Annotated in this window: 22 protein-coding genes; 18 read left to right on the top strand and 4 right to left on the bottom strand. The window is 66.0% G+C overall.

Going from position 1 to position 25,080, the window contains the following annotated elements:
• Positions 1-10 precede the first annotated feature (10 nt).
• The 3 genes from OIU93_RS00460 to OIU93_RS00450 are packed head-to-tail and all read left to right on the top strand — an operon-like array spanning position 11 to position 4,309.
• Entirely contained in the window at positions 11-1,528 is a 1,518-nt protein-coding gene (locus OIU93_RS00460) for an ABC transporter permease (RefSeq protein ID WP_264268094.1), read from the top strand.
• Positions 1,529-1,568: 40 nt separating this feature from the next.
• Positions 1,569-2,609, top strand: a complete 1,041-nt coding sequence (locus OIU93_RS00455; protein ID WP_264268093.1) for an ABC transporter permease — start codon at positions 1,569-1,571, stop codon at positions 2,607-2,609.
• A complete protein-coding gene (locus OIU93_RS00450; RefSeq protein ID WP_264268092.1) occupies positions 2,606-4,309 on the top strand; it encodes an ABC transporter ATP-binding protein in 1,704 nt (567 codons plus the stop codon). Before OIU93_RS00455 ends, OIU93_RS00450 begins: the two co-directional genes overlap by 4 nt.
• Before the next feature lie 99 nt (positions 4,310-4,408).
• On the opposite strand, the gene OIU93_RS00445 is transcribed toward OIU93_RS00450, so the two are convergent.
• Both OIU93_RS00445 and OIU93_RS00440 read right to left on the bottom strand, forming a co-directional pair.
• Positions 4,409-4,873 carry a GNAT family N-acetyltransferase gene (locus tag OIU93_RS00445; protein WP_264268091.1) on the bottom strand — a complete coding sequence of 155 codons (465 nt, stop codon included), beginning with the start codon at positions 4,871-4,873 and terminating at the stop codon, positions 4,409-4,411.
• 37 nt (positions 4,874-4,910) lie between these two features.
• Positions 4,911-5,525, bottom strand: coding sequence for a TetR/AcrR family transcriptional regulator (locus tag OIU93_RS00440; RefSeq protein WP_264268090.1), 615 nt, complete (start codon positions 5,523-5,525; stop codon positions 4,911-4,913).
• Between the two features lie 241 nt (positions 5,526-5,766).
• Between OIU93_RS00440 and OIU93_RS00435 the strand changes: the two genes are divergently transcribed.
• Positions 5,767-6,930 (top strand): acyl-CoA dehydrogenase family protein, encoded by a 1,164-nt coding sequence (locus tag OIU93_RS00435; protein WP_264268089.1) that lies wholly within the window; start codon positions 5,767-5,769, stop codon positions 6,928-6,930.
• A gap of 109 nt (positions 6,931-7,039) precedes the next feature.
• The gene (locus OIU93_RS00430; RefSeq protein ID WP_264268088.1) at positions 7,040-7,570 is read left to right on the top strand and encodes a MaoC family dehydratase; all 531 of its coding nucleotides are present in this window, start codon (positions 7,040-7,042) and stop codon (positions 7,568-7,570) included.
• Between the two features lie 12 nt (positions 7,571-7,582).
• Here the strand turns inward: OIU93_RS00430 and OIU93_RS00425 are convergent, their stop codons facing one another.
• A complete protein-coding gene (locus OIU93_RS00425) occupies positions 7,583-8,248 on the bottom strand; it encodes a response regulator (protein WP_264268087.1) in 666 nt (221 codons plus the stop codon).
• Positions 8,245-9,819, bottom strand: coding sequence for a sensor histidine kinase (locus OIU93_RS00420; RefSeq protein WP_264268592.1), 1,575 nt, complete (start codon positions 9,817-9,819; stop codon positions 8,245-8,247). Before OIU93_RS00420 ends, OIU93_RS00425 begins: the two co-directional genes overlap by 4 nt.
• 258 nt (positions 9,820-10,077) lie before the next feature.
• Here OIU93_RS00420 and OIU93_RS00415 point away from each other — a divergent pair, with 258 nt between their 5' ends.
• The 13 genes from OIU93_RS00415 (at position 10,078) to OIU93_RS00355 (ending at position 24,934) form a co-directional block, all read left to right on the top strand.
• Positions 10,078-11,085 (top strand): tripartite tricarboxylate transporter substrate binding protein, encoded by a 1,008-nt coding sequence (locus OIU93_RS00415; RefSeq protein WP_264268086.1) that lies wholly within the window; start codon positions 10,078-10,080, stop codon positions 11,083-11,085.
• On the top strand, positions 11,082-11,585 hold the full coding sequence (locus OIU93_RS00410; protein WP_264268085.1) for a tripartite tricarboxylate transporter TctB family protein: 504 nt from the start codon (positions 11,082-11,084) through the stop codon (positions 11,583-11,585). Before OIU93_RS00415 ends, OIU93_RS00410 begins: the two co-directional genes overlap by 4 nt.
• Positions 11,586-11,606: 21 nt before the next feature.
• Positions 11,607-13,217 carry a tripartite tricarboxylate transporter permease gene (locus OIU93_RS00405; protein WP_372342857.1) on the top strand — a complete coding sequence of 537 codons (1,611 nt, stop codon included), beginning with the start codon at positions 11,607-11,609 and terminating at the stop codon, positions 13,215-13,217.
• A gap of 141 nt (positions 13,218-13,358) precedes the next feature.
• The gene (dxr, locus tag OIU93_RS00400; protein WP_372342837.1) at positions 13,359-14,609 is read left to right on the top strand and encodes a 1-deoxy-D-xylulose-5-phosphate reductoisomerase; all 1,251 of its coding nucleotides are present in this window, start codon (positions 13,359-13,361) and stop codon (positions 14,607-14,609) included.
• The gene (locus tag OIU93_RS00395) at positions 14,603-15,985 is read left to right on the top strand and encodes an RIP metalloprotease (RefSeq protein ID WP_264268590.1); all 1,383 of its coding nucleotides are present in this window, start codon (positions 14,603-14,605) and stop codon (positions 15,983-15,985) included. Before dxr ends, OIU93_RS00395 begins: the two co-directional genes overlap by 7 nt.
• Positions 15,986-16,357: 372 nt before the next feature.
• Positions 16,358-17,839: a DUF1538 domain-containing protein gene (locus tag OIU93_RS00390; protein WP_264268083.1), complete on the top strand. Its 1,482-nt coding sequence runs from the start codon at positions 16,358-16,360 to the stop codon at positions 17,837-17,839.
• The gene (locus OIU93_RS00385; protein ID WP_264268082.1) at positions 17,836-18,186 is read left to right on the top strand and encodes a P-II family nitrogen regulator; all 351 of its coding nucleotides are present in this window, start codon (positions 17,836-17,838) and stop codon (positions 18,184-18,186) included. Before OIU93_RS00390 ends, OIU93_RS00385 begins: the two co-directional genes overlap by 4 nt.
• A 40-nt stretch (positions 18,187-18,226) precedes the next feature.
• On the top strand, positions 18,227-18,616 hold the full coding sequence (locus tag OIU93_RS00380) for a CBS domain-containing protein (RefSeq protein WP_264268081.1): 390 nt from the start codon (positions 18,227-18,229) through the stop codon (positions 18,614-18,616).
• A gap of 153 nt (positions 18,617-18,769) precedes the next feature.
• Positions 18,770-19,618 (top strand): universal stress protein, encoded by an 849-nt coding sequence (locus OIU93_RS00375; protein WP_264268080.1) that lies wholly within the window; start codon positions 18,770-18,772, stop codon positions 19,616-19,618.
• Between the two features lie 226 nt (positions 19,619-19,844).
• Complete coding sequence (locus tag OIU93_RS00370) at positions 19,845-21,236, top strand: hemolysin family protein (protein WP_264268079.1); 1,392 nt, start codon at positions 19,845-19,847, stop codon at positions 21,234-21,236.
• Positions 21,233-22,285 (top strand): hemolysin family protein, encoded by a 1,053-nt coding sequence (locus OIU93_RS00365; RefSeq protein WP_264268078.1) that lies wholly within the window; start codon positions 21,233-21,235, stop codon positions 22,283-22,285. Before OIU93_RS00370 ends, OIU93_RS00365 begins: the two co-directional genes overlap by 4 nt.
• 257 nt (positions 22,286-22,542) lie before the next feature.
• On the top strand, positions 22,543-23,895 hold the full coding sequence (locus tag OIU93_RS00360) for a hemolysin family protein (protein WP_264268077.1): 1,353 nt from the start codon (positions 22,543-22,545) through the stop codon (positions 23,893-23,895).
• The gene (locus OIU93_RS00355; RefSeq protein ID WP_264268076.1) at positions 23,888-24,934 is read left to right on the top strand and encodes a hemolysin family protein; all 1,047 of its coding nucleotides are present in this window, start codon (positions 23,888-23,890) and stop codon (positions 24,932-24,934) included. The genes OIU93_RS00360 and OIU93_RS00355 overlap by 8 nt, the downstream gene beginning before the upstream one ends.
• The last annotated feature ends 146 nt before the right edge of the window (positions 24,935-25,080 follow it).

Genomic DNA, 25,080 nt, shown 5'->3' with positions numbered 1-25,080 from the left:
GCTACTTGCAGTGTTGAGATTTATTCTCCGCAGGCTGGGCGCGTCGATAGGGATCCTGTTTGCGGCCTCGCTCCTGCTCTACGTCCTCGTGATCAACTCCGGCGACCCGCTGGCGGAGCTCCGGGAAAGCAACGCGGAAAACCGCGAAACCCTGATGCAGCAACGCATCACCTTCATGAACCTGGACATGCCCTGGTACCAGCGCTACTGGACCTGGCTGGTGGGTGTGGGCAAGTGCTTCGCCCTCCAATGCGACCTGGGCACCAGCCGCCAGGGCGTGGACGTCGGGGCCCTGCTGAGCCTGGCCGCCAGCTCCACGCTGCGCCTGGTGCTGCTGGCCACGGTACTGGCAGCGATCCTCGGCATCGCCATCGGCGTGCTGACAGCGGTCCGCCAATACTCGGGCCTGGACTACGGCGTCACCTTCATCACCTTCCTCTTCTTCTCTCTTCCGGTCTTCTGGGCAGCCGTGCTGCTGAAGGAATACCTGGCCATTGGCTACAACGACTGGATGCGCGACCCGGCCTTCTCGCCGCTGCAGATAGCGGCGATCGCGCTACTTGTCGGCTTCCTGATGCAGATCTTCCTGGCCGGCCCGCTCAAGCGGCGCATCATCACCTTCGCCGTGGCAGCCGGATTCGTTGCCGTCGTCATCCCTTACCTCACCTGGCTGAACTTCTTCCGCTTCCCGCAACTGGGATTCGGCGGAGTGCTGGTGCTGGGGCTTGGCGTGGCACTGAGCGGGACCGCCATGACGGTGGGCCTGCGGAACACCAAGGTGCTCTACCCGGCGCTGGCCACGGTGGCGCTGGGCGCGGTCGTCTACTACCTGGCCTTCGGCGTGCTGGAGAACCCGAACTGGTTCGTCCTCGTCGGCGGCGGCATCCTGGCAGTGCTCATCCCTGCCCTCCTGGGCAAGTACATGGGGGCGCACCTTCGCGGTCCCGCCATGGGCGTCTCGGTGGCCACCGGACTGGTCATGGCCGGACTGACCACCCTTGACCACATTTTCCGCGCCTGGCCCGGCTTCCTGCTCCTCAAGCCCCGGCCGATCGCCACCATCGGTTCGCAGACCCCGAACTTCGCCGGGACCTTCTGGGAGGACTTCCTGGACAAGGGGACCCAGTTGCTGCTGCCCACCATCCTGCTGGCCATCATCTCGCTGGCGAGCTACAGCCGCTACACCCGCTCCTCGATGCTGGAAGTCGGACAGCAGGACTACATCCGCACCGCCCGGTCCAAGGGACTGAGCGAACGCACGGTGATTTTCCGCCACGCCTTCCGCAACGCCATGATCCCCATCGCCACCATCGCCGCCTTCGACTTCGCCGGGTTGATCGGCGGAGCGGTGATCACCGAATCGGTCTTCGGCTGGAAAGGCATGGGCGAATTGTTCCGGACCGGCCTGCTGCAAGTGGACCCGGCCCCGGTCATGGCCTTCTTCCTGGTGACGGGAACCGCCGCGGTCGTGTTCAACATGCTGGCCGACATCTTCTACGCAATTCTGGATCCGAGGATCAGGGTATGAACCAGCACACGAACCACCACAACGCACGGGAGGGCCGGCGATGACCATCGAGAAAGAACCGACCGAAACCCCGGCCGTCCTGCTGGCCGAGGCCGAGGACGCGGCGCTGGCGCGCAAGGACAGCGTCTCGCTCAGCCAGGGCCAACTGGTCCGCCGCCGCTTCTTCGCCCACCGGGCCGCCATGATATCGACGCTGATGCTGGCCTTCATTGCCGTCATGGCCTTCACCTCCATCGGCTATGCGGGCATCCCGGGCTGGTGGGACAAGGACTACACGCTGGCCGGATCCGTCGTCGACGGGGGACGTCCCACGCTTTCGCTGATCCCGGGCTGGCTCGGCGGGGAGGGGCTGCGCTGGGGCGAGAACCCGTTCGGCCAGGACTCCACGGGCAAGGACTACTTCGCGCTGGTGATGCGCGGAACGCAGCAGTCGATCATCATCGCCGTCATCGTCGGGTTCGTGGCCACCGTGATCGGTGCCGTTGTCGGCGCCGTGGCCGGATACTACCGCGGCTGGGTCGATGCGGTGCTGATGCGCATGACCGACCTGTTCATCGTGATTCCGCTGCTGGTCCTCGCCGCCGTGCTGGGCCAGATCGCCTCGCGCTCGGGCAACACCACCGTGGCCCTGGCCCTGGTGCTGGGGCTGGTGACCTGGACCGGCCTGGCCAGGCTGGTGCGCGGCGAGGTGCTCTCGCTGCGTGAACGCGAATACGTCGCGGCCGCCCAGTCCATGGGGGCCAAGACCAGCCGGGTGATCTTCAAGCACCTGCTGCCCAATACCATCGGCGTCATCGTGGTGAACGCGACGTTCGCCATCGCCGGGGCCATCCTGCTGGAGACTTCGCTGTCCTACCTCGGCTTCGGGGTGAAGGCCCCGGACTCCTCCCTGGGCCTGCTCATCAGCCAGTACCAGAACGCCTTCACCAACCGCCCGTGGCTGTTCTGGTGGCCGGGCATGATCATCCTGGCGATCGCGCTGAGCGTGAACTTCCTGGGCGATGGGCTGCGCGATGCCTTTGACCCGCGCCAGACCCGCAAGGCCAGGCGCCGCAAGCAGAAAGACGAGGTTTCCGAATGAGCATCTCCGCACCATCGGCAGGCGATCGGTCCACCGCGCTGAGCTTTGAGAACCTGTCCGTCTCCTTCGAGACGGAGTTCTCCGACGTGCACGCCGTCAAGGGAATTTCCCTGGAGGTGTACCCCGGCGAGGTCGTGGCCCTGGTGGGTGAATCCGGCTCCGGCAAGTCGGTGACCTCCACCGCCGCCATCGGCCTGCTGCCCTCCAACGCCTACATCACCGGCAGGGCCCTGGTGGGCGGGGTCAACGTGGTGGGCCTGGCGGAGAACAAGATGCGCAAGATGCGCGCCACGGACATCGCCATGGTCTTCCAGGAACCGATGACCGCGCTGAACCCGGTGCTCACCATCGAGCGCCAGCTCACCGAATCCCTGGAACTGCACGGACTGGCCTATGGCAAGGATGCCACCCGTCGCGCCATCGAACTGCTGGAAATGGTCGGCATCCCCGATCCGGCCAAGCGCATCAAGCAGTACCCGCACCAGTTCTCCGGTGGCCAGCGCCAACGCATCGTGATCGCCATGGCGATCTCCTGCGACCCGAAGGTCATCATCGCCGACGAACCGACCACCGCCCTGGACGTGACGGTGCAGGCGGAGATCCTTGACCTGCTGCGCGAGCTCAAGGACAAGCTGAACACCGGCATCCTGCTGATCACCCACAACATGGGCGTGGTCGCGGACCTAGCCGACCGGGTCGCGGTGATGTTCCACGGCTCGCTGGTGGAAACCGGCACCGTGGACCAGGTGCTCAACCACCCGGAACACCCCTACACGCAGAAGCTGCTGGCCTCGGTGCCCAGGCTGGAGGCGGTGGACGTGACGGCGGAGTGGGTGCCCGAGCCGGAGGCACCCCTGGGCGCGGACCGCGAGCTGGTCCTCGAGGCCAGGAACCTGGTGCTCGAATACGACATGCGCGGCACCAAGTTCCGGGCCGTGGACGACCTGTCCTTCGAGTTGGGGCGCGGACAGATCCTGGGCATCGTGGGGGAATCGGGCTCCGGAAAGTCGACGGTGGCCAAGGCCGTGCTGGGGTTGCTGCCCGTGGCCTCGGGGGTGCTGGCCGTCCAGGGAACCAACCTCGCGACGCTGCCGCCCAAGGCAGCGCGGGCCATCCGCGCGAAGATCGGGGTCATCTTCCAGGACCCCGCGGCATCGCTGAACCCGCGTTTCCCGATCGGCGACTGCATCACCGAACCCATGGTGGTGCACAAGGTCGGCAACCGCGCCGAGCGCATCCGCCGCGCCTCCGAGCTGCTCGAGGCCGTGCACCTGCCACGCACGGTGATCAACCGCTACCCGCACGAGCTCTCCGGCGGCCAGCGCCAGCGCGTGTGCATCGCCCGGGCGCTGACCCTTGACCCGGAGCTGCTGATCGCCGACGAGCCGACCAGTGCACTGGATGTCTCGGTGCAGGCGGCGGTGCTGGAGATGATCCAGGAACTGCAGGCCCGCTACGAGTTTGCCTGCCTCTTCGTCAGCCACGACCTGGCCGTGGTGGACCTGCTGGCGCACCGCGTGGTGGTCATGAAGGACGGCAAATCGGTGGAACAGGGCAGGGTGGCAGACGTGTTGCATGCACCGCAGCACGACTACACCCGCCGGCTGCTGGCCGCGGCCCCGGTTCCGGAGCCCGGCGAACAAGCCATCCGCCGCGAGGCGCGCCGCCTGCTGCTCGAAGTGGAGACCCCGGGGAACTAGGGGGGCATCCGCACATGCCAACGGCCGGGTCCCCCCGAAGAAGGGGAGAATCCCGGCCGTTGCCGTGCCCCCGGCGGGGGCGAAGACTGCGGGGAGGAGCTAGCTGAGCTCCATGATGAATTCCTTTACGACCGCGGCGCGGGCGTTGGAGAAATCGGCAGACTCCTCGATGACCTTGAAACCACGTCGTTCCAGGACCTTGATGGAGCCGATGTTGTCCTGCGGCACGCGGGCGCGCAGCGGACGTGCCGTGTATTCGGCCAGGAACGCGTCCACGGCCGAGGTGGTGATGCCCTGGCCCCAGTAACGGCTGGCGGTCCAGAAGCTGATCTCCGGGATGGTGTCGTTTTCGAAGACCAGGATCGAACCGGCGACTTCTCCGTTGTGTTCGATGGTGCGCACAATGACCTTGGGATCGTTGATGATCGAACCCCAGTGGTGGTCGAAGACCCCGCGGTCCGCCGGGTTGCGGGCCGTGAAGGCAGCCATGAGATTGGCTTCGGGGTCCTGCTGGTGTTCGAAGAACTGGTCCAGGTCTTCGGGCTGCAAAGGCCGTAGCTGCACGGTCACTGCCTCTCTAGTTGTGATGATCGTCTAGGTCCTAGCCTACCGGTGTGAACAGGGCGGATGCCGCCATCTGGTTCAGCAGCCTGCGCAATCCCGCCTTGGAGGTGCGCGGGGAGTGCGCGGAATGCGCTGTTGAGTTGAGCAATCCGAAGGCGGCGTGGGCCCGGAAGCGGATGACGGCGTTGGTCTCCTGCGGGTGGATCCGGTGCAGTTGCTCGGTCCACAGGGCGATGTATTCGCGCTGCAGTTTGCGCACCAATTGCAGTTCGGGGGCCGGCAGGGTTTCCAGGTTCCGGTCCTGGACCTGGATGATGTCCGGACGGGCCAACGCGAAATCCGTGTGGAAGGCAATCAGCCGCTTCAACGTCTCGGCGGCGGTGTCGCCGGTGGCGGCAACCTCCCGGCCGCCGTCCAGAAGGTCCTGGCTGACCCCCACCAACAAGGCAATGAGGACCGCCGGCTTTCCCGAAAAGTGGCGGTATACGGCGGGGCCGCTGATGCCGCAGGCGGCCCCGAGGTCCTCGAGCGAGACCCCAGCGTAGCCGTGGATGGCAAAGAGCCGGGTTGCCTCGGACAGTAGGTCTTCGCGTCGCTGCGCCTTGGCGCGTTCGCGGTCGGTCGCCGTGACGTCCTTGGGATGTGAACTCACGCTCCACCGCTCCTTCATGCTTCTGCCAGGCCCGCCAAAGGCCGCTGATACTACTTGTCCGGGAGGCTGGACAAGTGTGCCGTACGCCACTAGCCTCGGACTCAGTTAATGATCACTAACAATACGTGGTCAATGGACAAAGCCCAAGCGGCGCGCAACCGCGCACCGTTCGGCGGTGCGGCCCACCCGGCCGCCGGCCACCGGGCATCCACGCCTACCAGCGAAAGGGGCACCGGGGAACATGATCAACCTGGAACTCAACGAGGACTACGCGGAACTCGCCAAGACGGTGCGCGAGTTCGCCAACGAGGTCGTGGCGCCGGTATCGGCCAAGCACGATGCTGCGCATTCCTTCCCCTATGGGGTGATCGCCCAGATGGCGCAGATGGGCCTGTTCGGGCTGCCCTTCGGCGAGGACGTGGGCGGCATGGGCGGGGACTACTTCGCGCTCTCGCTGGCCATCGAGGAACTGGCGCGGGTCGACCAGTCGGTCGCCATCACCCTAGAGGCGGGAGTCAGCCTGGGCGCCATGCCCATCCACCGCTTCGGCACCCAGGAGCAGAAGGAACGCTGGCTTCCGGCGCTGTGCTCGGGCCAGGAACTGGCCGGGTTCGGGCTGACCGAAGCCGGTGCGGGCTCCGATGCAGGGGGCACGGCCACCACCGCCGCCCTGGCGGACGGGTCATGGGTCATCAACGGATCCAAGGAATTCATCACCAACTCCGGCACCGACATCTCCACCCTGGTGACGGTCACCGCCGTCACCGGCACCATGAAAAAAGCCGACGGCTCCATCGCCAAGGAGATCTCCACGATCCTGGTGCCGCGCGACACCGCGGGGTACACCGTGGACCCCGCCTATGACAAGGTCGGGTGGCGCGCCTCCGACACCCACCCGCTGAGGTTTGAGAACGCCACGGTGCCCGAGGAAAACCTGCTGGGGGAGCGCGGGCGCGGCTACGCAAACTTCCTGTCCATCCTCGACGAGGGACGCATCGCCATCGCGGCGCTGGGCACCGGGGCGGCCCAGGGCTGCCTGGACGAGGCCACCGCCTACGCCAAGACCAGGACGACCTTCGGGCGCTCCATCGGTTCCAACCAGGGGATCTCCTTCAAGATCGCGCGGATGGCCGCCCGGGTGCACACCTCGCGCCTGGCCTATTATGCGGCGGCGGCCAAGATGCTGGCGGGCCAGGATTTCAAGACCGATGCGGCGATAGCCAAGCTGGTTGCCGGGGAGGCCGCCATGGACAACGCGCGCGATGCCACGCAGATCTTCGGCGGCTACGGGTTCATGAACGAGTCCCTGGTGGCCAGGCACTACCGGGATTCGAAGATCCTGGAAATCGGCGAGGGAACCACCGAGGTCCAGTTGCTGCTCATCGCCCGCTCGCTGGGATTGTAGGGATCGCGGCCGGAGGGCCGGGAAGTTTGTAGGATGGCAAGACAAGGGGATTGACCGGCACCCGCGGGGCCGGTCAACCGCACACAAGCACGAGGGGTGCGTGAGGTACATGTCGGAGCAGGACGAAGTGCGCGAAATCCATGAGCGGGGCCTCTACTTCGAGGAACTGGATGCCGGGGCCGTCTACGTGCACTCGCCCGGACGCACCATGACGGAGGCGGACAACGTCCTGTTCACCACCTTGAGCATGAACACCCAGGCGCTGCACCTGGATGCCGCCTTCGCCGCGACCCAGCCCTTCGGGCGGCGGGTCATGAATTCGATGTTCACCCTGGCCACCATGGTCGGCCAGTCGGTGTCGCAGCTGACCCAGGGGACGCTGATGGGCCAGCTGGGACTGACAGACGTGCGGTTCCCGCACCCGCTCTTCCCGGGGGACACGCTCTACACCCAGACGCACATCGTTGACCTGCGTCCCTCCAACTCCCGGCCGGGGCTCGGGGTGGCAACCTTCTCCCACGTGGGCAAGAACCAGGACGGAATCACGGTGGCCGAGGCCACGCGCGTGTGCCTGATGTTCACGCGCGAGGCGCACCAGAAGCTGCAGAACGGGTCCTTCGGCGAGGACGACTGGCTGTAGCGGGGCCGCGGCTCAGGCCCCGCGCCGGCTGTACCTGCGCTCGGGACGCCCGCCGCCGTAGCGCAGGTGCACCTGCGCCTGGCCGACCTCGTTGAGGTACTCCAGGTAGCGCCGCGCGCTGACCCGGGACAGGCCCAGCATCTCGCCGACCTCCAGCGCGGAGAGATCCGCCTCCGCATCGCGCAGGATGCCCTGCACCCGTTCCATGGTCTCCGCCGCGCAGCCCTTGGGCAGCGGCTTGTCGGTCCCGGCCATGCCGAAGACAGCATCGACGTCGGACTGCTCGGCGGTGGCTGCCGAACCCAGCGAACGATAGGTGCGCCGGTAGTGCTCCAGGCGCTGGTGCAGGTCCTCCTGGGTGAACGGCTTCATCAGATAGTGCACGATGCCCCCGCGCAGCGCCCGGCGCACCGTCTCGGCCTCGCGGGCGGCGCTGATCACCAGCACGTCAAGCTCCGGGACCTCCGCGCGCAACTGGCCCAGCAGCTCCAGCCCGTAAATGTCGGGCAGGTGGATGTCCAGCAGCACCAAATCGGGCCGCAGGCGGCGGGCCTCGGCCAGGGCCTGGGCCCCGGTGCGGGCGACCCCTGCAACCTCGAAGCCGGGCATCTGCGCCACGAACCCCGAATGGATTCGCGCGACCATGAAATCGTCGTCGACGATGAGCACCTTGATCATGGCTGAACCCTTTTTCCCAGGCGGGCGGTGAAGACCGCCCCCTCGTCGTTGGCGACCGTGACGTCGCCGCCGCGGCGCAGGCACACCAGGCGGGTCAGCGCCAGGCCGAAGCCGCGCCCCGCCTCGGAGGCGGAGGCCTTGGTGCTGTAGCCCTGCACGAAGATCTTAGCAACGTTCGACTCGTCGACCCCCTCGCCCGAGTCCTGCACCGTGACCACCACCGTCCCGTCTTCCTCGGCCAGCCGGACCTTGACCTGCGCGTCGGGGCGCCCCGCCACCGCGTCGATGGCGTTGTCCACCAGGTTGCCGACCACCGTGGTCAGGTCCCGCGACAGCGCCTCGTCCACCCGCCCCAGCTGCGAGCCCGGATCCAGGTCTATGCCCACGCCCCGTTCCGAGGCCAGCGCGGACTTGGCAATGAGCAGCGCGGCCACCGTGGGGTCTGCCACGCGGTGGGTGACGTCGTCCAGCAGCCGGGTGCGGCTGAAGCTCACCCCGTTGACGTAGGAGAGCACCTCGTCGTATTCCTCCAGCTGGATCAGCCCGGAGATGGTGTGCAGCTGGTTGGCGAACTCGTGGGTCTGCGCGCGTAGCGTCTCGGTGGTCATGCGCGTGGCCCCCAGTTCCTTTTCAAGGGTCGTCAGTTCGGTGCGGTCGCGCAGCGTGGTCACCGAGCCGACCAGCCGGCCGCGGGCCTCCATGGGGCGGCGGTTGAACACCACCATGCGCTCGCCGACCAGCACCAGCCGGTCGGCCTCGGCCTGTTTCATGGTCAGCACCTCGCGCAGGGCCGCGTCGATGGAAAGGTCCGCCAGGGTCCGGCCCTCGCAGTCATCGGGCCAGCCCAGCAGCCGGCGTGCCGCGTCATTGGCCAGGGTGATGCGCTCGCGCAGGTCGATGGCCACCACGCCCTCCTTGACCCCGTGCAGGATGGCCTCGCGGTGTTCGACCAGCCCGGTGATTTCCGCCGGCTCCAGGCCCAGGGTCTGGCGCTTGACGCGGCGGGAGAGCAGGAGCGATCCGAGGGTGCCCAGCGCCACCGAGACCCCCAGGTAGACCAGCAGGTTGGGGGTGGCCTCCAGCAGGCGCTCCAGCAGCGAGGGATAGCTGCGCCCCATGGCGGCGAATCCCACGAGCCGTCCGCCGTCGTCGAGCACCGGGACGTGTGCCTCGAGCATCTTGATGCCGCCGCGCTGCGTGGACCCGGTCCACGCGCGGCCCTCCATGACCTCGGATTCGCCCAGCGGGAACTTCTCACCGAGCAGGGCGGGATTCGAGGCTGTCACCACGGTCCCCTCGGCGTTGACCAGCACCGCCTCGCTGCTGCCGGAGACCGAGCGCACCGACTCGGTGATCGAGGGCAGGGCCGAGCCGAAGCGGGGCCTGGCCTCGGGCAGCAGGGCGCGCACCAGCGGGGTCGCGGCGAGGTTTTCGGCAGCGGCCAGCGAGCGCCGGGACTCGACGCGTTCAAAGGTCTGGGTGGCCTGGGCCAGGGACATGGCCAGGACCCCGGCCATGACGGCGAGCAGGATCAGCAATTGCAGTCCCAGGAACTGGCCCGCGAGGCTCAGTCGGGCGGTGCGGCCCCAACGCGGGGCGGGGGAGTGGCCGGACACCGGCGGTCCTTTCCGTGCCATGACGCACCCGGCGCCAATCGCCCGGTCCGGCATGCGCCTTCGGCGTGAACTCTACCGACATCGCGCACCCGCACCGAATGTGACCGTGAACACTATGTACACAACTTTCTTTGCGACCACAAGAATTGCCCGGCCTTGGCGGCGGCCTAGTGTGGTGCACATCATTCACTCGCATCTGAGATGGGAATCACCATGGGACGAACCAATATCCTGAAGCTGGCAGCGGTTGCCGCCGGTATCATGCTCGCCGCCACCGGCTGCGGGGTCACCGGCAATGACGCCGGCGCCTCCGGCAGCGCGGCCGAATCCGGCCCGGTGACGGGCCTGCGGATCATGGTCCCCAACAGCCCCGGCGGCGGCTACGACACCACGGCCCGCGTCGGTGCCAAGGTCATGGAGGAAGCTGAGATTGCCAAGTCGGTGGAGGTCTTCAACCTCGCCGGCGCCGGCGGCACCGTGGGCCTTTCGCGCATCGTCAACGAAAAGGGCAACAACGACCTCGGCATGCTCATGGGCCTGGGCGTGGTGGGCGCGAGCTACACCAACGACACCGACGCCCGGCTGACCGACACCACCCCGATCGCCCGGCTGATCCAGGAGCCGGGGGCCATCATGGTCTCGAAGGACTCCCCGTACAAGACCATCGAGGACCTCGTCGCGGCCTGGAAGAAGGACCCGTCCAAGCTGGCCGTGGGCGGCGGCTCCTCGCCGGGCGGCCCCGACCACCTGCTGCCGATGCAGCTGGCCCAGGCCGTGGGGATCGACGCCAAAAAGGTCAACTACGTCTCCTACGACGGCGGCGGAGACCTGCTGCCGGCGATCCTGGGCAACAAGCTGGGCTTCGCGGCCTCCGGTGCAGGGGAATTCCTCAAGCAGATCCAGTCCGGCGACGTCCGCGTGCTGGCAACCTCCGGCGCCGAGCGCCTCGAGGGCGTCGACGCCCCGACCCTGAAGGAATCGGACATCGACCTGGAGTTCAGCAACTGGCGCGGCCTGGTGGCCCCTCCGGGCATCAGCGACGAGGCCAAGGCCCGCTGGATCGCCACGATGGAGAAGATGCACGCCTCCGAGGAATGGAAGGCGGCACTGAAGACCAACGGCTGGACCGACGCCTTCATCACCGGCGATGAGTTCTCCACCTTCCTCACGGATCAGGACAAGCGGGTTTCCGACGTGCTGGCCGCCCTGGGATTGGCATGAAACCAGTAGCCGTTTGGCTCAAGGACCGCCCCGAGCTGGGCTTTGCGGCCCTGCTCGGGGCGGTCGGGGCCATGGTGGTGATCGATGCCATTGGCTTGAATGTGCCATTCCAGCAGTCCGACGGGCTGGGTCCCAAGACCGTTCCCTACATCGTGGGGACCCTGCTTTTGGGCTGCGCCATCCTGCTCGCCGTGAACATCCTGCGCGGGGGAGCGGCGGAGCCTGAGGACGGCGAGGACATCGAGCTCGGAACGCCCATCGACTGGAAGGTCGTCGTTCCCCTGATGCTGGTCTTTATCCTCAATATCGTCTTCATCGACCTGGTGGGCTGGCCCATCTCCGGAACCATCCTCTTTTGGGGCAGCGTCCTGGCCCTGGGCGGGCGCAACTACATCCGTGATGGACTGATTTCCGTGGCCCTGGCCGTGGGCACCTTCTACGGCTTCTATCTGGGGCTGGGCATCCACCTGCCGGCCGGCCTGCTCGAGGGAGTGCTCTAAGTGGATACATTCAACCTGCTGATGCAGGGGTTCGCCACCGCAGTGACCCCCGTCAACCTGCTCTTCGCCGTGATCGGCGTGCTGCTGGGCACCGCCATCGGCGTGCTGCCGGGCATCGGCCCGGCCATGGCGATCGCGCTGCTGCTGCCGGTGACCTACGGGCTGGAACCCACCAGCGCCATGATCATGTTCGCCGGCATCTACTACGGCGGCATGTTCGGCGGCTCGACCACCTCCATCCTGCTGAACACCCCCGGCGAGTCCGCCACGGTCATCACCGCCATTGAGGGCCACAAGATGGCCAAGGCGGGGCGCGCCGCCCAGGCACTGGCCACCGCGGCCATCGGCTCGTTCGTCGCCGGCACCATCGGCACCGCGCTGCTGGCCACCATCGCCCCCTGGGTGGTGAAGTTCGCCGTGTCTTTGGGCAACCCGAGCTACCTGGCCATCATGCTGCTGGCGCTCATCGCCGTAACCGCCGTGCTGGGTACCTCCAAGCTGCGCGGTTTTGCCGCCCTGGGGCTGGGCCTGGCCATCGGCCTGGTCGGCCTGGACCCGGTCAGCGGACAGGGCCGGCTGGTCTTCGGCCAGCCGCTGCTCGCCGACGGGCTGGACATCGTAGTGGTGGCCGTGGCGATCTTCGCCATCGGCGAGGCACTGTGGATCGCCGCGCACCTGCGCAAGACCCGGAGCCAGACGATTCCCGTGGGACGCCCCTGGATGGGCAAGTCCGACTGGAAGCGCTCCTGGAAGCCCTGGCTGCGCGGCACCGCGTACGGCTTCCCCTTCGGCGCCCTGCCCGCCGGCGGCGCGGAGATCCCGACGTTCCTGTCCTACATCACCGAGAAGAAGCTCTCGAAGCACCCGGAGGAATTCGGCCACGGCGCCATCGAAGGCGTCGCGGGTCCCGAGGCGGCCAACAACGCCTCGGCCGCCGGAACGCTGACCCCGATGCTGGCCCTGGGCCTGCCGACCAACGCGACCGCCGCGGTCATGCTCCTGGCGCTCATGCAGCTGGGGGTCCAGCCCGGCCCGCTGCTCTTCGAGGAGGAACCGAAGCTGGTGTGGGCGTTGATCGCCAGCCTGTTCATCGGCAACGCGTTGCTGCTGCTGGTCAACCTGCCCATGGCGCCATTGTGGGCCAAGCTGCTGCAGCTGCCGCGCCAGTACCTCTACGCCGGCATCCTGTTCTTCGCCACGCTGGGCGCGTACGCGGTGAACCTGCAGGCCTTTGACCTGGTCATCCTGCTGGTGCTGGGCACGCTGGGCTTCGCGATGCGCCGCTTCGGCATCCCGGTGCTGCCGCTGATCATCGGCGTGATCCTTGGCCCCCGGGCCGAGGAGGAACTGCGCAAGTCCCTGCAGCTCAGCGGCGGGGACCCGGCCGGCCTGTTCAGCGAGCCGATCGCCGTGGTCGTCTACGTAATCATCGCCCTGGTGCTGCTCTGGCCGCTGCTGGCCAAGGCGCTGCGCCGCCTGTTCCCGAAGGCCGCGGCCGAGGTCGGGGAACTGGTGGAGCCGGTGGAGGTGGTACCCGAGGCCGGGACCGCCAACGGCGAGAACGAAGAGCCCGCCGACGTTCAGGTCATGGACATCCACGGTCCGCGCCACAGCGGCAAGACGCGCCGCTAGTCGCGGCACGTGCCATCCGGAAGTGGCCCCCGATTCCCCCTTCACGGAGGGAAACGGGGGCCATTCCCGGTTAAGGGCGGCAGCGCGTACCGCGACGTTGCGCCCGCCGCCCATTGGGTAGGCACAGGAAGAGCGGACATAATGGGTCAGGTGAACATTGCGCAGTTTTCCGCCCCCCGCCCGGCCACGGCTTTCACGCCTCCGCTTCCCGGCACGATCCGCCGCATCACACTGATCGGCTCCACCGGATCCATCGGCACCCAGGGCCTGGAGGTCATCGCCGCGGCGCCCGACAGATTTGCCGTCGCAGCCCTTTCGGGCGGCAGCAACCTGCCCCTGCTGGCAGCCCAGGCCGTGGCCACGCGGGCCGCCGCGGTGGGTTGCGCCCACCCGGATATCGACGCGCTCTCCGCCGCGATCGCCGCGGCCAAGGACGCCGCCGGGCTCCAGGGCTACGACCCGCAGCTCTTCGCCGGGCCCGACGCGGCAACGCAAATCGCCTCCTTCCCTGACGCGGACGTGGTGCTCAACGGCATCACCGGCTCCATCGGCCTGGCCCCCACGCTCGCTGCGCTGAATGCGGGCCACCTGCTGGCCCTGGCCAACAAGGAATCGCTGATCGTCGGAGGCGCGCTGGTCAAGGACGCCGCCGCACCCGGACAGCTGGTTCCGGTGGACTCCGAGCATTCCGCCCTGGCCCAGGCGCTGCGCGCCGGCACCCCGGATGAAGTGCACAAGCTCATCGTCACAGCTTCCGGCGGACCCTTCCGGGGCTGGGACCGCGGGCAGCTGCGCGAGGTCACCCCGGAACAGGCCTTGGCCCACCCGACCTGGGACATGGGCAAGGTGGTGACCACCAACTCGGCCACCATGGTCAACAAGGCCCTGGAGGTCATCGAAGCGCACCTGCTCTTCGACGTGCCGCTGGACCGCATTGAGGCGGTGGTGCACCCCCAATCCATCGTGCACTCCATGGTCGAATTCATCGACGGCTCCACCATCGCCCAGGCCTCCCCGCCTGACATGGCCCTGCCCATCGCCCTGGGGATCGGCTGGCCGGCGCGGGTGCCGGGGGCCACCGCCCCGTGCGACTGGTCCACGGCCTCCTCCTGGACCTTCGAGCCGCTGGATGCCGCTGCCTTCCCGGCCATCGAGCTGGCCAAGGCCGCCGCGGCCGCCTCGCCCACGCACATGGCCGTGTACAACGCCGTGAACGAAGAAGCCGTCGAGGCATTCCACGCCGGGGCCATCCGCTTCACCGACATCGTCGAAACGGTCGACGCCATCCTGCAGGGCTACGACCCCGAGCCCGGCACCCTGGACCTGGATTCCGTGCTGGCCGCAGAGTCCTGGGCACGATCAGAAGCCGCCAAGCGTTTGGAATCATTGTGAGCACCCTCCTTTTCATCCTCGGCGTCCTGGTCATGGTCGTCGCCATCGCCTTCTCCATCGGCCTGCACGAGGTCGGGCACTTGGTCCCGGCCAAGCGCTTTGGCGTGCGCGTGCCCCAGTACATGATCGGCTTCGGCAAGACACTGTGGTCCTTCAAGCGCGGTGAGACCGAATACGGATTCAAGGCCATCCCGCTGGGTGGCTACATCGCCATGATCGGGATGTACCCGCCGGCCAAGAACAAGGGGGTCGTGGGCGCCACCGACGCTCCGATCCTGCGCAAGTCCTCCACCGGCATGTTCCAGCAGATGGCCGACGAGGCCAGGCACGCCGCCGCCGAGCAGCTGCAGCCGGGGGACGAGAACCGGCTGTTCTACAAGTTGCCGGTTTACAAGCGCATCATCATCATGCTCGGCGGCCCGGTGATGAACCTGCTCATCGGCGTGGTCATGATCGGCATCGTCACCGTCGGGTTCGGCATGCCCTCCCAGACCAGCACCGTCGAGGAGGTCTACCAGTGCGTAGTGCCCCTGGGCGAGGAATCCTCCCGCGACTCCTCGGTCAACAACGGCTGCCTGCCCTCCGACGCCCCGGGCCCTGCCTATGCGGCGGGCCTGCGTCCCGGGGACACCATCACCTCCTTTGACGGCGCGCCGGTGGGCACCACCGACTGGGTGGAGCTGACCCAGGCCATCCGCGGCCACGCCGGCGAGTCCGTCCCGCTGACCTACGAGCGCGAGGGCGTGGAACACTCCACCACCATCACCCCCTACAAGACCGAACGTCCGGTGATCAACGACCAGGGGCAGCTCGTCACCGACGCCGCGGGGAACCCACAGACCGTCGAGGTCGGGTTCATTGGCATGGGCTCGGACGTGCGAAACATCCAGCAGCCGGTCTCGGCCGTCCTCCCTGCGGTGGGACAGCAGGTGTCGGGTGTCGCGGCGGTGGTGCTCGACCTGCCCGCCCGCGTTGCCGCGGTGGGCAAGGCGGCGTTCTCCGACACCCCGCGCGATCCCAATGGACCGATCTCCGTGGTGGGCGTGGGCCGGATCGCCGGCGAAATCAGCGCCATGGAGCAGATCGGGGTGGCCGACAAGGCAGCCAGCCTGATCTCGCTGATCGGCGGGCTGAACATCGCCCTGTTCGTCTTCAACCTGATCCCGCTGCTGCCGCTGGATGGCGGGCACATCCTTGGCGCACTCTTCGAATCGGTGCGCCGGTTCTTCTCCAAGGTCTTTAGGCGACCCGATCCGGGGCCGGTGGACATCGCCAAGATGCTTCCGCTGACCTACGTCGTTGCGGTGGGCATGCTGGTGATGGGCGCGGTGCTGATTTACGCAGACATCGTCAAGCCGGTGTCGATCTTCGGCTGACCTTGTCAGGAAGGCCTGACCCCGGTGCAAAGCAGCCTTCCGACGTCGGCGAATCCTTCGATGTCCTGGAACTGGGCAGGCTGCACTGCCAGCCCGGCCAGAGCGCTTCAACGTCCTGGTGATCCGGCGCGCCGTCGCCCCGGCCCACCGGGACCAGTGCCCTCGACCCGTCTACGGTCAACTTACCGTTTTCCGCCCGCATCCAGGCCACCATGGCCCGCCCCGGGGCCGAGGTTAATGGCACCCGGCAGAAGGTGGCGTCCGGAGTGAAATGCGGGCGCTTCCGCGGTTTCCGGGTGGTGGACACTGCCCGGTGAGACCTGCAGACTGAAGGTCAAGATATGTGCAGGAACGATCTCGGGAGAGGACCCGATGGAGCACCTCGGCCGATTCGCCCGCGAATTCCTGAAGGCGCTGCGGAACCTGCTGCCCATCGTGGCCGTCGTGGTCTTGTTCCAGTGGCTGGTGTTCCGCTCCATGCCCGATGACCCCCTGACCCTGCTGGCGGGATTGTTGATCGTGGCGGTGGGCATTGCCTTGTTCCTGTTTGGCCTTGACCTCAGCATCTTCCCGGTCGGGAAGAACCTGGCCAACCAGTTCGTCCGGCGCGGGGCACTGGGACTGTTGCTGCCCTTCGGATTTGCCATCGGATTCGCAGCCTCCGTCGCGGAGCCTGCCGTCATCGCCATCGCCGAGCAGGCGCAGCTGGTCAGCGACGGGCGGATCAACGGGTTGGCCCTGCGCTTTGTCATTGCCGGCTCGGTGGGACTGGTCCTGGTGGTGGGGATCCTGCGCGTGCTGCGCGGCTGGACGGTGCATTGGCTGCTGATCGCCGGATACGCCGTGGTGCTGTCGCTGACCTATGTGGCCCCGGCGGAGATCATCGGCTTGGCGTACGATTCCGGCGGGGTGACCACCAACATTGTGAGCGTCCCGCTGATCGCTGCCATCGGACTGGGACTGGCCAACTCGATCAGGGGGCGCAGCCTGCTGTCGGACGGGTTCGGCCTGGTGGCGCTGAGCGTGATGGTGCCCATGATCGGCGTGCAGCTGTACGGGATCTGGGTCTTCCGCTTCGGCGATATCGGGGCGGGGCCGGTCGCGGAGCCCGCGGCGAATCCGACGGGCTGGGTAGTGGGCATGATCCTTGGGCTGGCCTCCATGATCCGGGAGGTGCTGCCCATCGTGGCCGTGGTCCTATTTTTCCAGTGGGTTGCGCTTCGTCGCAGACTGGCCCACCCGTTACGGGTCGTCACCGGCTTCGCCATGGTCTTGGTGGGTCTGTACGCCTTCGTCGTGGGGCTGCGGATCGGGCTCTTTCCCCTGGGGACGCTCATGGCGGAGCAACTCATCGCCCAGGGGGTGCCGGCCATGATCCTGCTCTTTGCGCTCCTGATTGGTTTTGCCACCACCATGGCCGAGCCCGCGCTGGTGGCGATCGGCGAGCAGGCACAGGCCGCATCCCCAGGGAAAGTCGGCGCGGTCACCTTGCGGGTTATTGTCGCCGTCGGGGTAGGGCTGGGGATCGGCTTCGGCGTATACCGCATCTTGACCGGGGGACCCTTCCACTACTTCATCATGGCCGCCTACGCGGTCGCGGTTGTTCTGGTCTTTTTCGCCCCGAGACATATCATCGGCTTGGCATTTGACCTGGGAGGAGTGACGACCTCGGAAGTCACGGTGCCGCTGGTCACCGCTCTGGGCATCGGCCTTGCCGCGGCTGTCGAAGGACGCGACGTACTCATTGACGGGTTCGGATTGATCGCATTTGCCTCGATCTTCCCTGTCATTGCCGTCATGGTGTATGCCATGGTGATGGAGAGATTTCCCCGGCTGAGGAAGGAACCGACATGAAATTCACCGCCATCATCGTCATCGCCCCGGAGGAACTGGAAGACAAGGTCATCAGGCATGCCCAGCAAGTCGGGGCCACGGGCGTGACGATCCTGTCGGGCAAAGGCATCGGGGGCGAATCCAGAAAAACCTTCTTCGGGTTGACCTTTGAAGGTACACAGTCGGTGTTGCTGATGGTTGTGGGAAAACACCTGACAGCACCCATCCTGAAAGAACTGCACGGCATATTGGTGCGGGGGACCGACTCCCGTGGTCTGGCCTTCGCTGTGCCCATCGAGCACCTGACGGGGATCGACCCGCACCAGGTGCAAAGTTTTGAAGAACATCTGCGCCGCGGAGAAGACTGACGCCGTGCCCATCCGGGCCCGACAAACGAGGAGGAAGAACATGCTCACCGTCAAGGACGTCATGGTCCCCAATGTCGTCACGATTTCCCCGTACAACACGCTGCGGGAAGCACTGTCAATGATGAAGGATCGCCAGGTGAAGAGCTTGGTGGTGGAGCGGCAGCATGCCCATGACGCTTATGGGATGCTCAGCTACCGGGAACTCCTACAGACCGTCGTCGCCGAAGAAGGGGACGTGGATCTTCTCAACGTTTATGACACCGCCACGATACCGGCCATCGCCGTGAACGAGGACCTCTCCGTGCGTCAGGCGGCGGCCCTGATGAGCCGTTACCAACTCAGCCGGCTCATCGTGGTTGAAGGCAGCCAGCTGGTCGGTCTGCTCGCCATGAACGACATCCTCGCCCGGCTGATGGACGACCTGGTCTAGGGGCACGGGCCGTTGGATGGCCGCAGTGATTTCCCCGATCTTACGCGGACCTACCGAGCGGTTCCCGCTCACATCAAGGCCTGAGTAGTCCACATGACATGAATGATGGTCCGGGGCATACGATGCTGAGCGGTTTTCCACTAGGATGAAGCCATGGAGAACGTTGTTCTCGCTGGTGTAGATGGTTCGCCGGAAAGCCGAGGCGCAGCCCTTTGGGCCGTGCGTGAGGCGGGGTTCCGACAATGGCCCGTATGGTTCGCCAACGTCTTTCCGAGTCCCACGATTGCAGATCCGTCGATTGACTCAGCGTACTTGCAAACCGCCCATCGTGATGCGGAACGACTCTTTCAAGGCTTGGAAACCGAGGCCCGCCGCCTAGGCGTCTCGTCGCAGGGCATCGCGCTCCCGGGACGCGCCAACGAAGTCTTGGTGAAGCTTTCGAACGACGCGGGCCTAACTGTGGTTGGACGAAGACACCACTCGGCAATCGGCGCCCGGCTGGGCAGTGTCTCCTCTGCACTGGCCGCACACGCGCATAGTCCCACGGCCGTCATTCCCCATGGCTGGGAGTCCCGCCCGTCCAGCCAAGGTACGGAGAACGGGCATGCTCTATCCGTGGGACGCGTCGTCGTTGCGGTCGAACCCGGGCCCGGGGCGATGAGCCTGCTCCACACCGCAGCGGGTTTTGCGCAGCGCGATGGTCTTTCCCTGAGCGTGGTGACCGTTGCTGCCACCAAACATGAGGAAACCTATGGTTCTTCCCTGACCGAGCTTCTGACCCACACCAAGGAGCGGTTTATCGGGCTGGAAATCAGCGTCCACTACGTGGCAGGCAAGCCGGTCCCCGAGATCGCTCACGCCGCCGGGGACGCGGTCCTCCTCGTTGTCGGGACCCGGGGTTTCGGCGGCCTGTCCGGGTGGATGCACGGGTCGGTCAGTCAAGCGTTGTTGCAGCATATTTCTTTGCCAATGCTCGTGGTGCCCAACAGAGCCCCTGAATAGTTCGCAACATGACCCCGGCCACCCAGAGGAGTTCCGCTGCTCAAGACCGCCTGGGTTGTGATGTCCTCGAAGGCGGGTCCTTCGTCCCCCGGACAGAGCAACCTCGAGGACAGATGGCCGGTGCCGACTGCCGGCGCTTACCGTGGCGTTGCCTCCCCTCCTGCAGATTGAACAGTGAGCTTCCGAGTAGCCTTCGCTGCACGGTGTCCAGGGGTGGGAGAACCTGGTGAGCGCTTGGATACTACTGGGGGTTTTTGTTCTTCTCATTCTGACCAATGCGTTGTTTGTGGCCGTCGAGTTCGCTTTTCTCACCGTCAACCGAAACACCGTGCGTGCGGCCGGGGAATCCGGTAACAGACGCGCCCTTGTGCTGGAACGGTCCCTCAAGAAGACTTCCACCAATCTCTCCGGTGCGCAGTTGGGCATTACCCTCACCAGCTTGGTTGCCGGGTTCCTCATGGCACCGTCCCTCGGCGTCCTGCTCACCGAGGCGTTTGCCCTGGCCCACATCCCACGGGCCACCGCGACGGGCACGGCACTCACCGCGGCCTTCATCATCGCCACGTTCACGCAAATGGTGTTCGGTGAACTCGTGCCCAAGAACTGGGCCATAGCCGAACCGATGCGAGTGGCCGAACTAGTGGTGCACCCGCAGAGGATCTTCATGTTCCTGTTCGGTTGGTTGGTGAAGATCCTGAACTCCTCGGCGAACGGGATCCTGCGGCTCCTGGGATTCACCCCCGCGGAAGAACTTGCCAGCGCCCGCACCCCCCAGGAACTTGCCGCAGTGGTCTCTCGTTCCGGGCAGCAAGGTACCCTGGATCCGGGCACGGCCGAACTGGTGGCCCGTTCCATCGAATTCGGTGATCGCACCGCCTCGGATGTCATGCGCCCTCGCCCACAGGTGATGTTCCTGAGTCGGCACAACGTGCAGGAACTCATCGACCTCTCGGCCTCCAGCGGATACTCGCGCTTCCCTGTCCACGGCGACACCGTGGACGAGATCCTTGGGGCGGTCCATTTCAAACACGCCCTGGCCGTCCCTTTCCAGCAGCGCGCAACCCGCCTGGTCCGGGAGATCACCGTCCCGATACCGGTGGTCTCCGAATCCATGACCCTCGACCCGTTGCTGCGCGAGCTGCGCCAGCCGGGGCTCCAGATGGCGGTGGTCATCGACGAATATGGCGGGACCGCAGGCATCGTGACCCTTGAGGACCTGATCGAGGAAATCGTCGGGGAAATCGATGACGAGCAGGACGCCAAGGTCCAACGCTACCGCCGCTACCGAGACGGTGCCCTCGGGATCTCCGGATTGCTGCGTCCGGACGAACTCGGTGACATCATGGCCCTGGAAATACCCGAGGGCGAGGAATCCGACACCCTCGGCGGGCTCATGGCCGAAGAGCTCGACCACCTGCCCGGCACAAGAGACAAGGTCACCCTCCACGCGGTCGACCGGGTGAACCTTGACGAAAACGGCCTGCCCACACCCATCGAGGTTTCCCTGGTGGTGCTGAAGATGGACGGGCACCGGGTGGACCGGATCATTGCCCGCCGATCCCCGGGCCGCACCCCTGATGGTGTTGGCGGGCACGGGGACAAAGGTGAGCGCCGGTGATCGAGGGAACCGCGTTCTTGCTCCTGGCCCTGCTGCTGGCTGGCAATGCCTTCTTCGTGGGTGCCGAGTTCGCCATGGTCTCGGCCCGCCGCGACCAGATCGAACCGAAGGCCGCCACCGGCGCCTGGACCGCCCGCTGGGCGCTCAAGGGAATGGAAGACGTCTCCACCTCGCTGGCCGCCACCCAACTGGGCATCACCGCGTGTTCCCTGTTGATCGGCGCCGTCGGTGAACCCGCGATAGCCCCAGCCATCGAAGGTCCGCTGACCTCTGTAGGTGTGCCGGTGGAGCTCATACACCCGGTCGCATTGCTGTTGGCCCTGCTGATAGTGACCTTCCTGCACATGGTGCTGGGGGAAATGGTGCCCAAAAACATGGCAATCGTCCGTCCGGTCCCCTCGGCGCTCATCCTTGGCCCGGCGCTGAGGGTGTTCGTTATGGTCTTCCGTCCGGTGATCTGGACCATGAACCACAGCGCCAACCTGGTGGTGCGCTGGGCTTTCAAGGCCCAACCCCGCGACGAAGTAGCCTCTGCGTTCACCTCCGAGGATGTCCGTGGGTTCATCGCCGAATCCGGCAGGGAAGGATTGTTGGATGAGGACGAAATTGCGCTGCTTACCGGCGCCCTGGATTTCGAGAGCTTGACCGCGGCCGATGTAGCCATTCCCGCGGATCAGCTACGAACCGTTTCCTGTTCCGCCACCGTCACCGAGCTGGAAAAGCTGTGCGTGGAAACCGGCTTCTCGCGCTTTCCGGTACAAGGCGATGACGGATTGCTGGTGGGGTACGTACATGTCAAGGACATCCTCTCCATGTCCGCAGAGCATCGCCACGAAACGCTTCCCCCGGGTTCGATCCGCCCCTTGGTTTCGGTTCCACGAGATGCGAAGCTGCGCCCGGTGATGCAGGAAATGCAGAAACTCAACGCCCATCTGGCACTCATTGAGGGAACTTCGAATCCGGTCAGTGGCATTTGTGTCGTGGCGCTCGAGGATGTCTTGGAGGAACTCGTTGGTGAGGTCCGGGATGCTACGTCCAGTCGGGGATAGGCGCCTAACCAATGTCTCGCCTATGCTTTCACCGGTGGTGCTGGATTCAAGGCAGCCAGTCCGTTGATTCATTCCGTCTGGGATTGCCGACGCCGGCGACAGCTCGTTGCTGCCGCGACGAGCGGGGGTGCTCAGAAGCCTCGCACCTAATTCGTATATAGTTTGTTCCACTATGGATGACCCCCCTTCCCACATGCCCTGGCCCTTCTCCACGTCTGCCGGATTGATTCCGACACCCACCGGAGAGGGGCGCCCCAATGTATGAATGGATCATGATCGGCATTGGCCTGGTCCTCACCGTGGGCACCGGCTTGTTCGTTGCCTCCGAATTCGCGCTGGTCAACCTGGACCGCAACGACCTTGAAGCCCGCGCCGCGCGCGGTGAAAAACGCCTGGGCCCCACCATCAAGGCCCTGAAGATCACCTCCACCCACCTCTCCAGCGCCCAACTGGGCATCACCTTGACCACGCTGCTCACCGGTTACACCTTCGAACCGGCTATCAGCTCCCTGCTGCGTGGGCCACTGCTGGGCGCCGGGGTTCCTGAAGCGATCGTGCCGGGCATCGGAGCGGTGATCGGCATCTTCCTCGCCACCGTCTTCTCCATGATCATCGGCGAACTGGTCCCCAAGAACTTCGCCCTCGCCCTGCCGCTGGCCACCGCCAAGATCGTTGTGCCCTTCCAGGCCTTGTTCACCACCGTCTTCAAGCCGGTGATCCTGCTGTTCAACAACACTGCCAACGGGATCATCCGCTCCTTCGGCATCGAGCCCAAGGAAGAACTCTCCGGGGCGCGCAGTGCCGAGGAGCTCAGTTCGCTGGTGCGCCGATCGGCACTGGAGGGGGTCCTTGACCAGGACCACGCCACGCTGCTGCACCGCACGCTGCGTTTCTCCGAACACAGTGCCGCCGATGTCATGACCCCGCGGGTGCGCATGGTCGCGGTGGATGCGGAGCACCACGCCGAGGACATCATCGCCCTGGCCATCGCGACCGGGTTCTCCCGATTCCCGGTGATTGGCCGGGACCGCGACGAGATCCTGGGCGTGCTGCACGTCAAACAGGCCTTTGCCCTTCCCATGGAGCAACGCGCGACACTGCTCGCCACCGACCTGATGCATGCACCGTTGCGCATCCCCGAGTCCATGGGCGTTGAATCGCTCCTGGGACTGCTCCGCCAGCAGGGCCTGCAGGTTGCCATCGTCTCCGACGAACACGGCGGCACTGCCGGAATCGTCACCCTCGAAGACCTCGTCGAGGAGATCGTAGGGGAACTCGAGGACGAACACGACAAGGTCCGTGTCGGCGTCGTGAAAACCGGACGATCCGTGACCTTCGATGCCTCATTGCGGCCCGACGAATTGCTGGACCGCACCGGGATCAACGTCCCGGACGGCGAGGAGTATGACACCCTCGCAGGCTTCGTCACCGACCAACTGGACCGGATCCCCGAACTCGGCGACGAAGTGACCCTCCCCGAGGGCACCTTGCGCGTCGAACGCGTGCTGGGCACCCACATCGAACGCCTGAAATTCACCCCGGGCGACCCCTCCCAGAGCGAACACGACCAAATCATCGAGAACATGACCCAGGACCTGACCCATGAGTGAATATCTTCCCGGAATCATCTGGCTCGTCGTGCTGCTGGTCATCAACGCGTTCTTTGTCGGCGCCGAATTCGCCGTCATCTCCGCCCGGCGTTCGCAGATCGAGCCGAAGGCCGAGGCCGGCTCCAAGGCGGCCAAGACCACGCTGTGGGCCATGGAGCACGCGACGCTGATGCTGGCCACCAGCCAGCTGGGCATCACCGTATGCTCGCTGGTGATCCTGAACGTCTCAGAGCCGGCGATCCACCACCTGCTCGAAATCCCGCTCGGCTTCACCTCACTGAGCGCGGAGGCCATCGGCATCATCGCCTTCGTCGCGGCCTTGCTGCTGGTCACGTTCCTGCACGTGGTGATCGGCGAGATGGTTCCGAAGAACATCTCCTTCTCGGTGCCCACGCGCGCCGCCCTGATCCTGGCGCCGCCGCTGGTCATGGTGGCCCGCATCGTCAAACCGGTGATCTGGACCCTGAACGGCATCGCCAACTCCATCCTGCGTCTCTTCCGGGTGGAGCCCAAGGACGGGGCCACCAGCGCCTACACCCTGGACGAGGTGGCGGCCATTGTGGAGCAATCCACCCGCGACGGAATGCTGTCCGATGCCAGCGGCACCCTGGGCAAGGCGTTCGAATTCACCACGAAGAAGGTCTCCGACGTGGAGGTGCCGCTCGATGCGATGGTCCTTTTGCCGGAAGGTTCCTCCCCGGCCGCCATCCAGGCCGCGGTGGCCCAGCACGGCTATTCCCGCTACATCCTGGTGAACGACGACAGGGAACTCGTTGGCTACCTGCACCTGAAGGACGTTATGGACCTGACCACGACCCAGAAGCTCCACGAGCCGGTTCCGACCAAGCGGATCCGCTCCCTGGCCTCCACCTTCTGCGGCGGCGAGCTGGAGGACGCGCTGGCCGCCATGCGCCGCACCGGCGCCCACGTAGCTCGCGTGTTCGATGCGGCGGGGAACACCACCGGTGTATTGTTCCTGGAGGACATCATCGAGGAACTGGTCGGAGAGGTGCAGGACAGTACCAGCGCCTCGTCGTAGCCGGCTAAATCCATCCATGCCCTCATAACTACGTACACAAGGGTGCGCTTCGTGAAGGAGCGCACCCTTTCTCTAGGACGGCAGGAGTGCCCGACGGCGCTCCGGCGCCGTGTATCCGCCGGCCCCTTGTGGGCCCACAGCGCAAA

It is taken from the genome of Paeniglutamicibacter sp. ZC-3 (genome assembly GCF_025847175.2).
In the GTDB taxonomy this organism is placed as follows: Bacteria; Actinomycetota; Actinomycetes; order Actinomycetales; family Micrococcaceae; genus Paeniglutamicibacter; species Paeniglutamicibacter sulfureus.
Note: the sequence above shows the minus strand (reverse complement) of the source record. Positions and strands in the feature narration are given on the sequence as shown.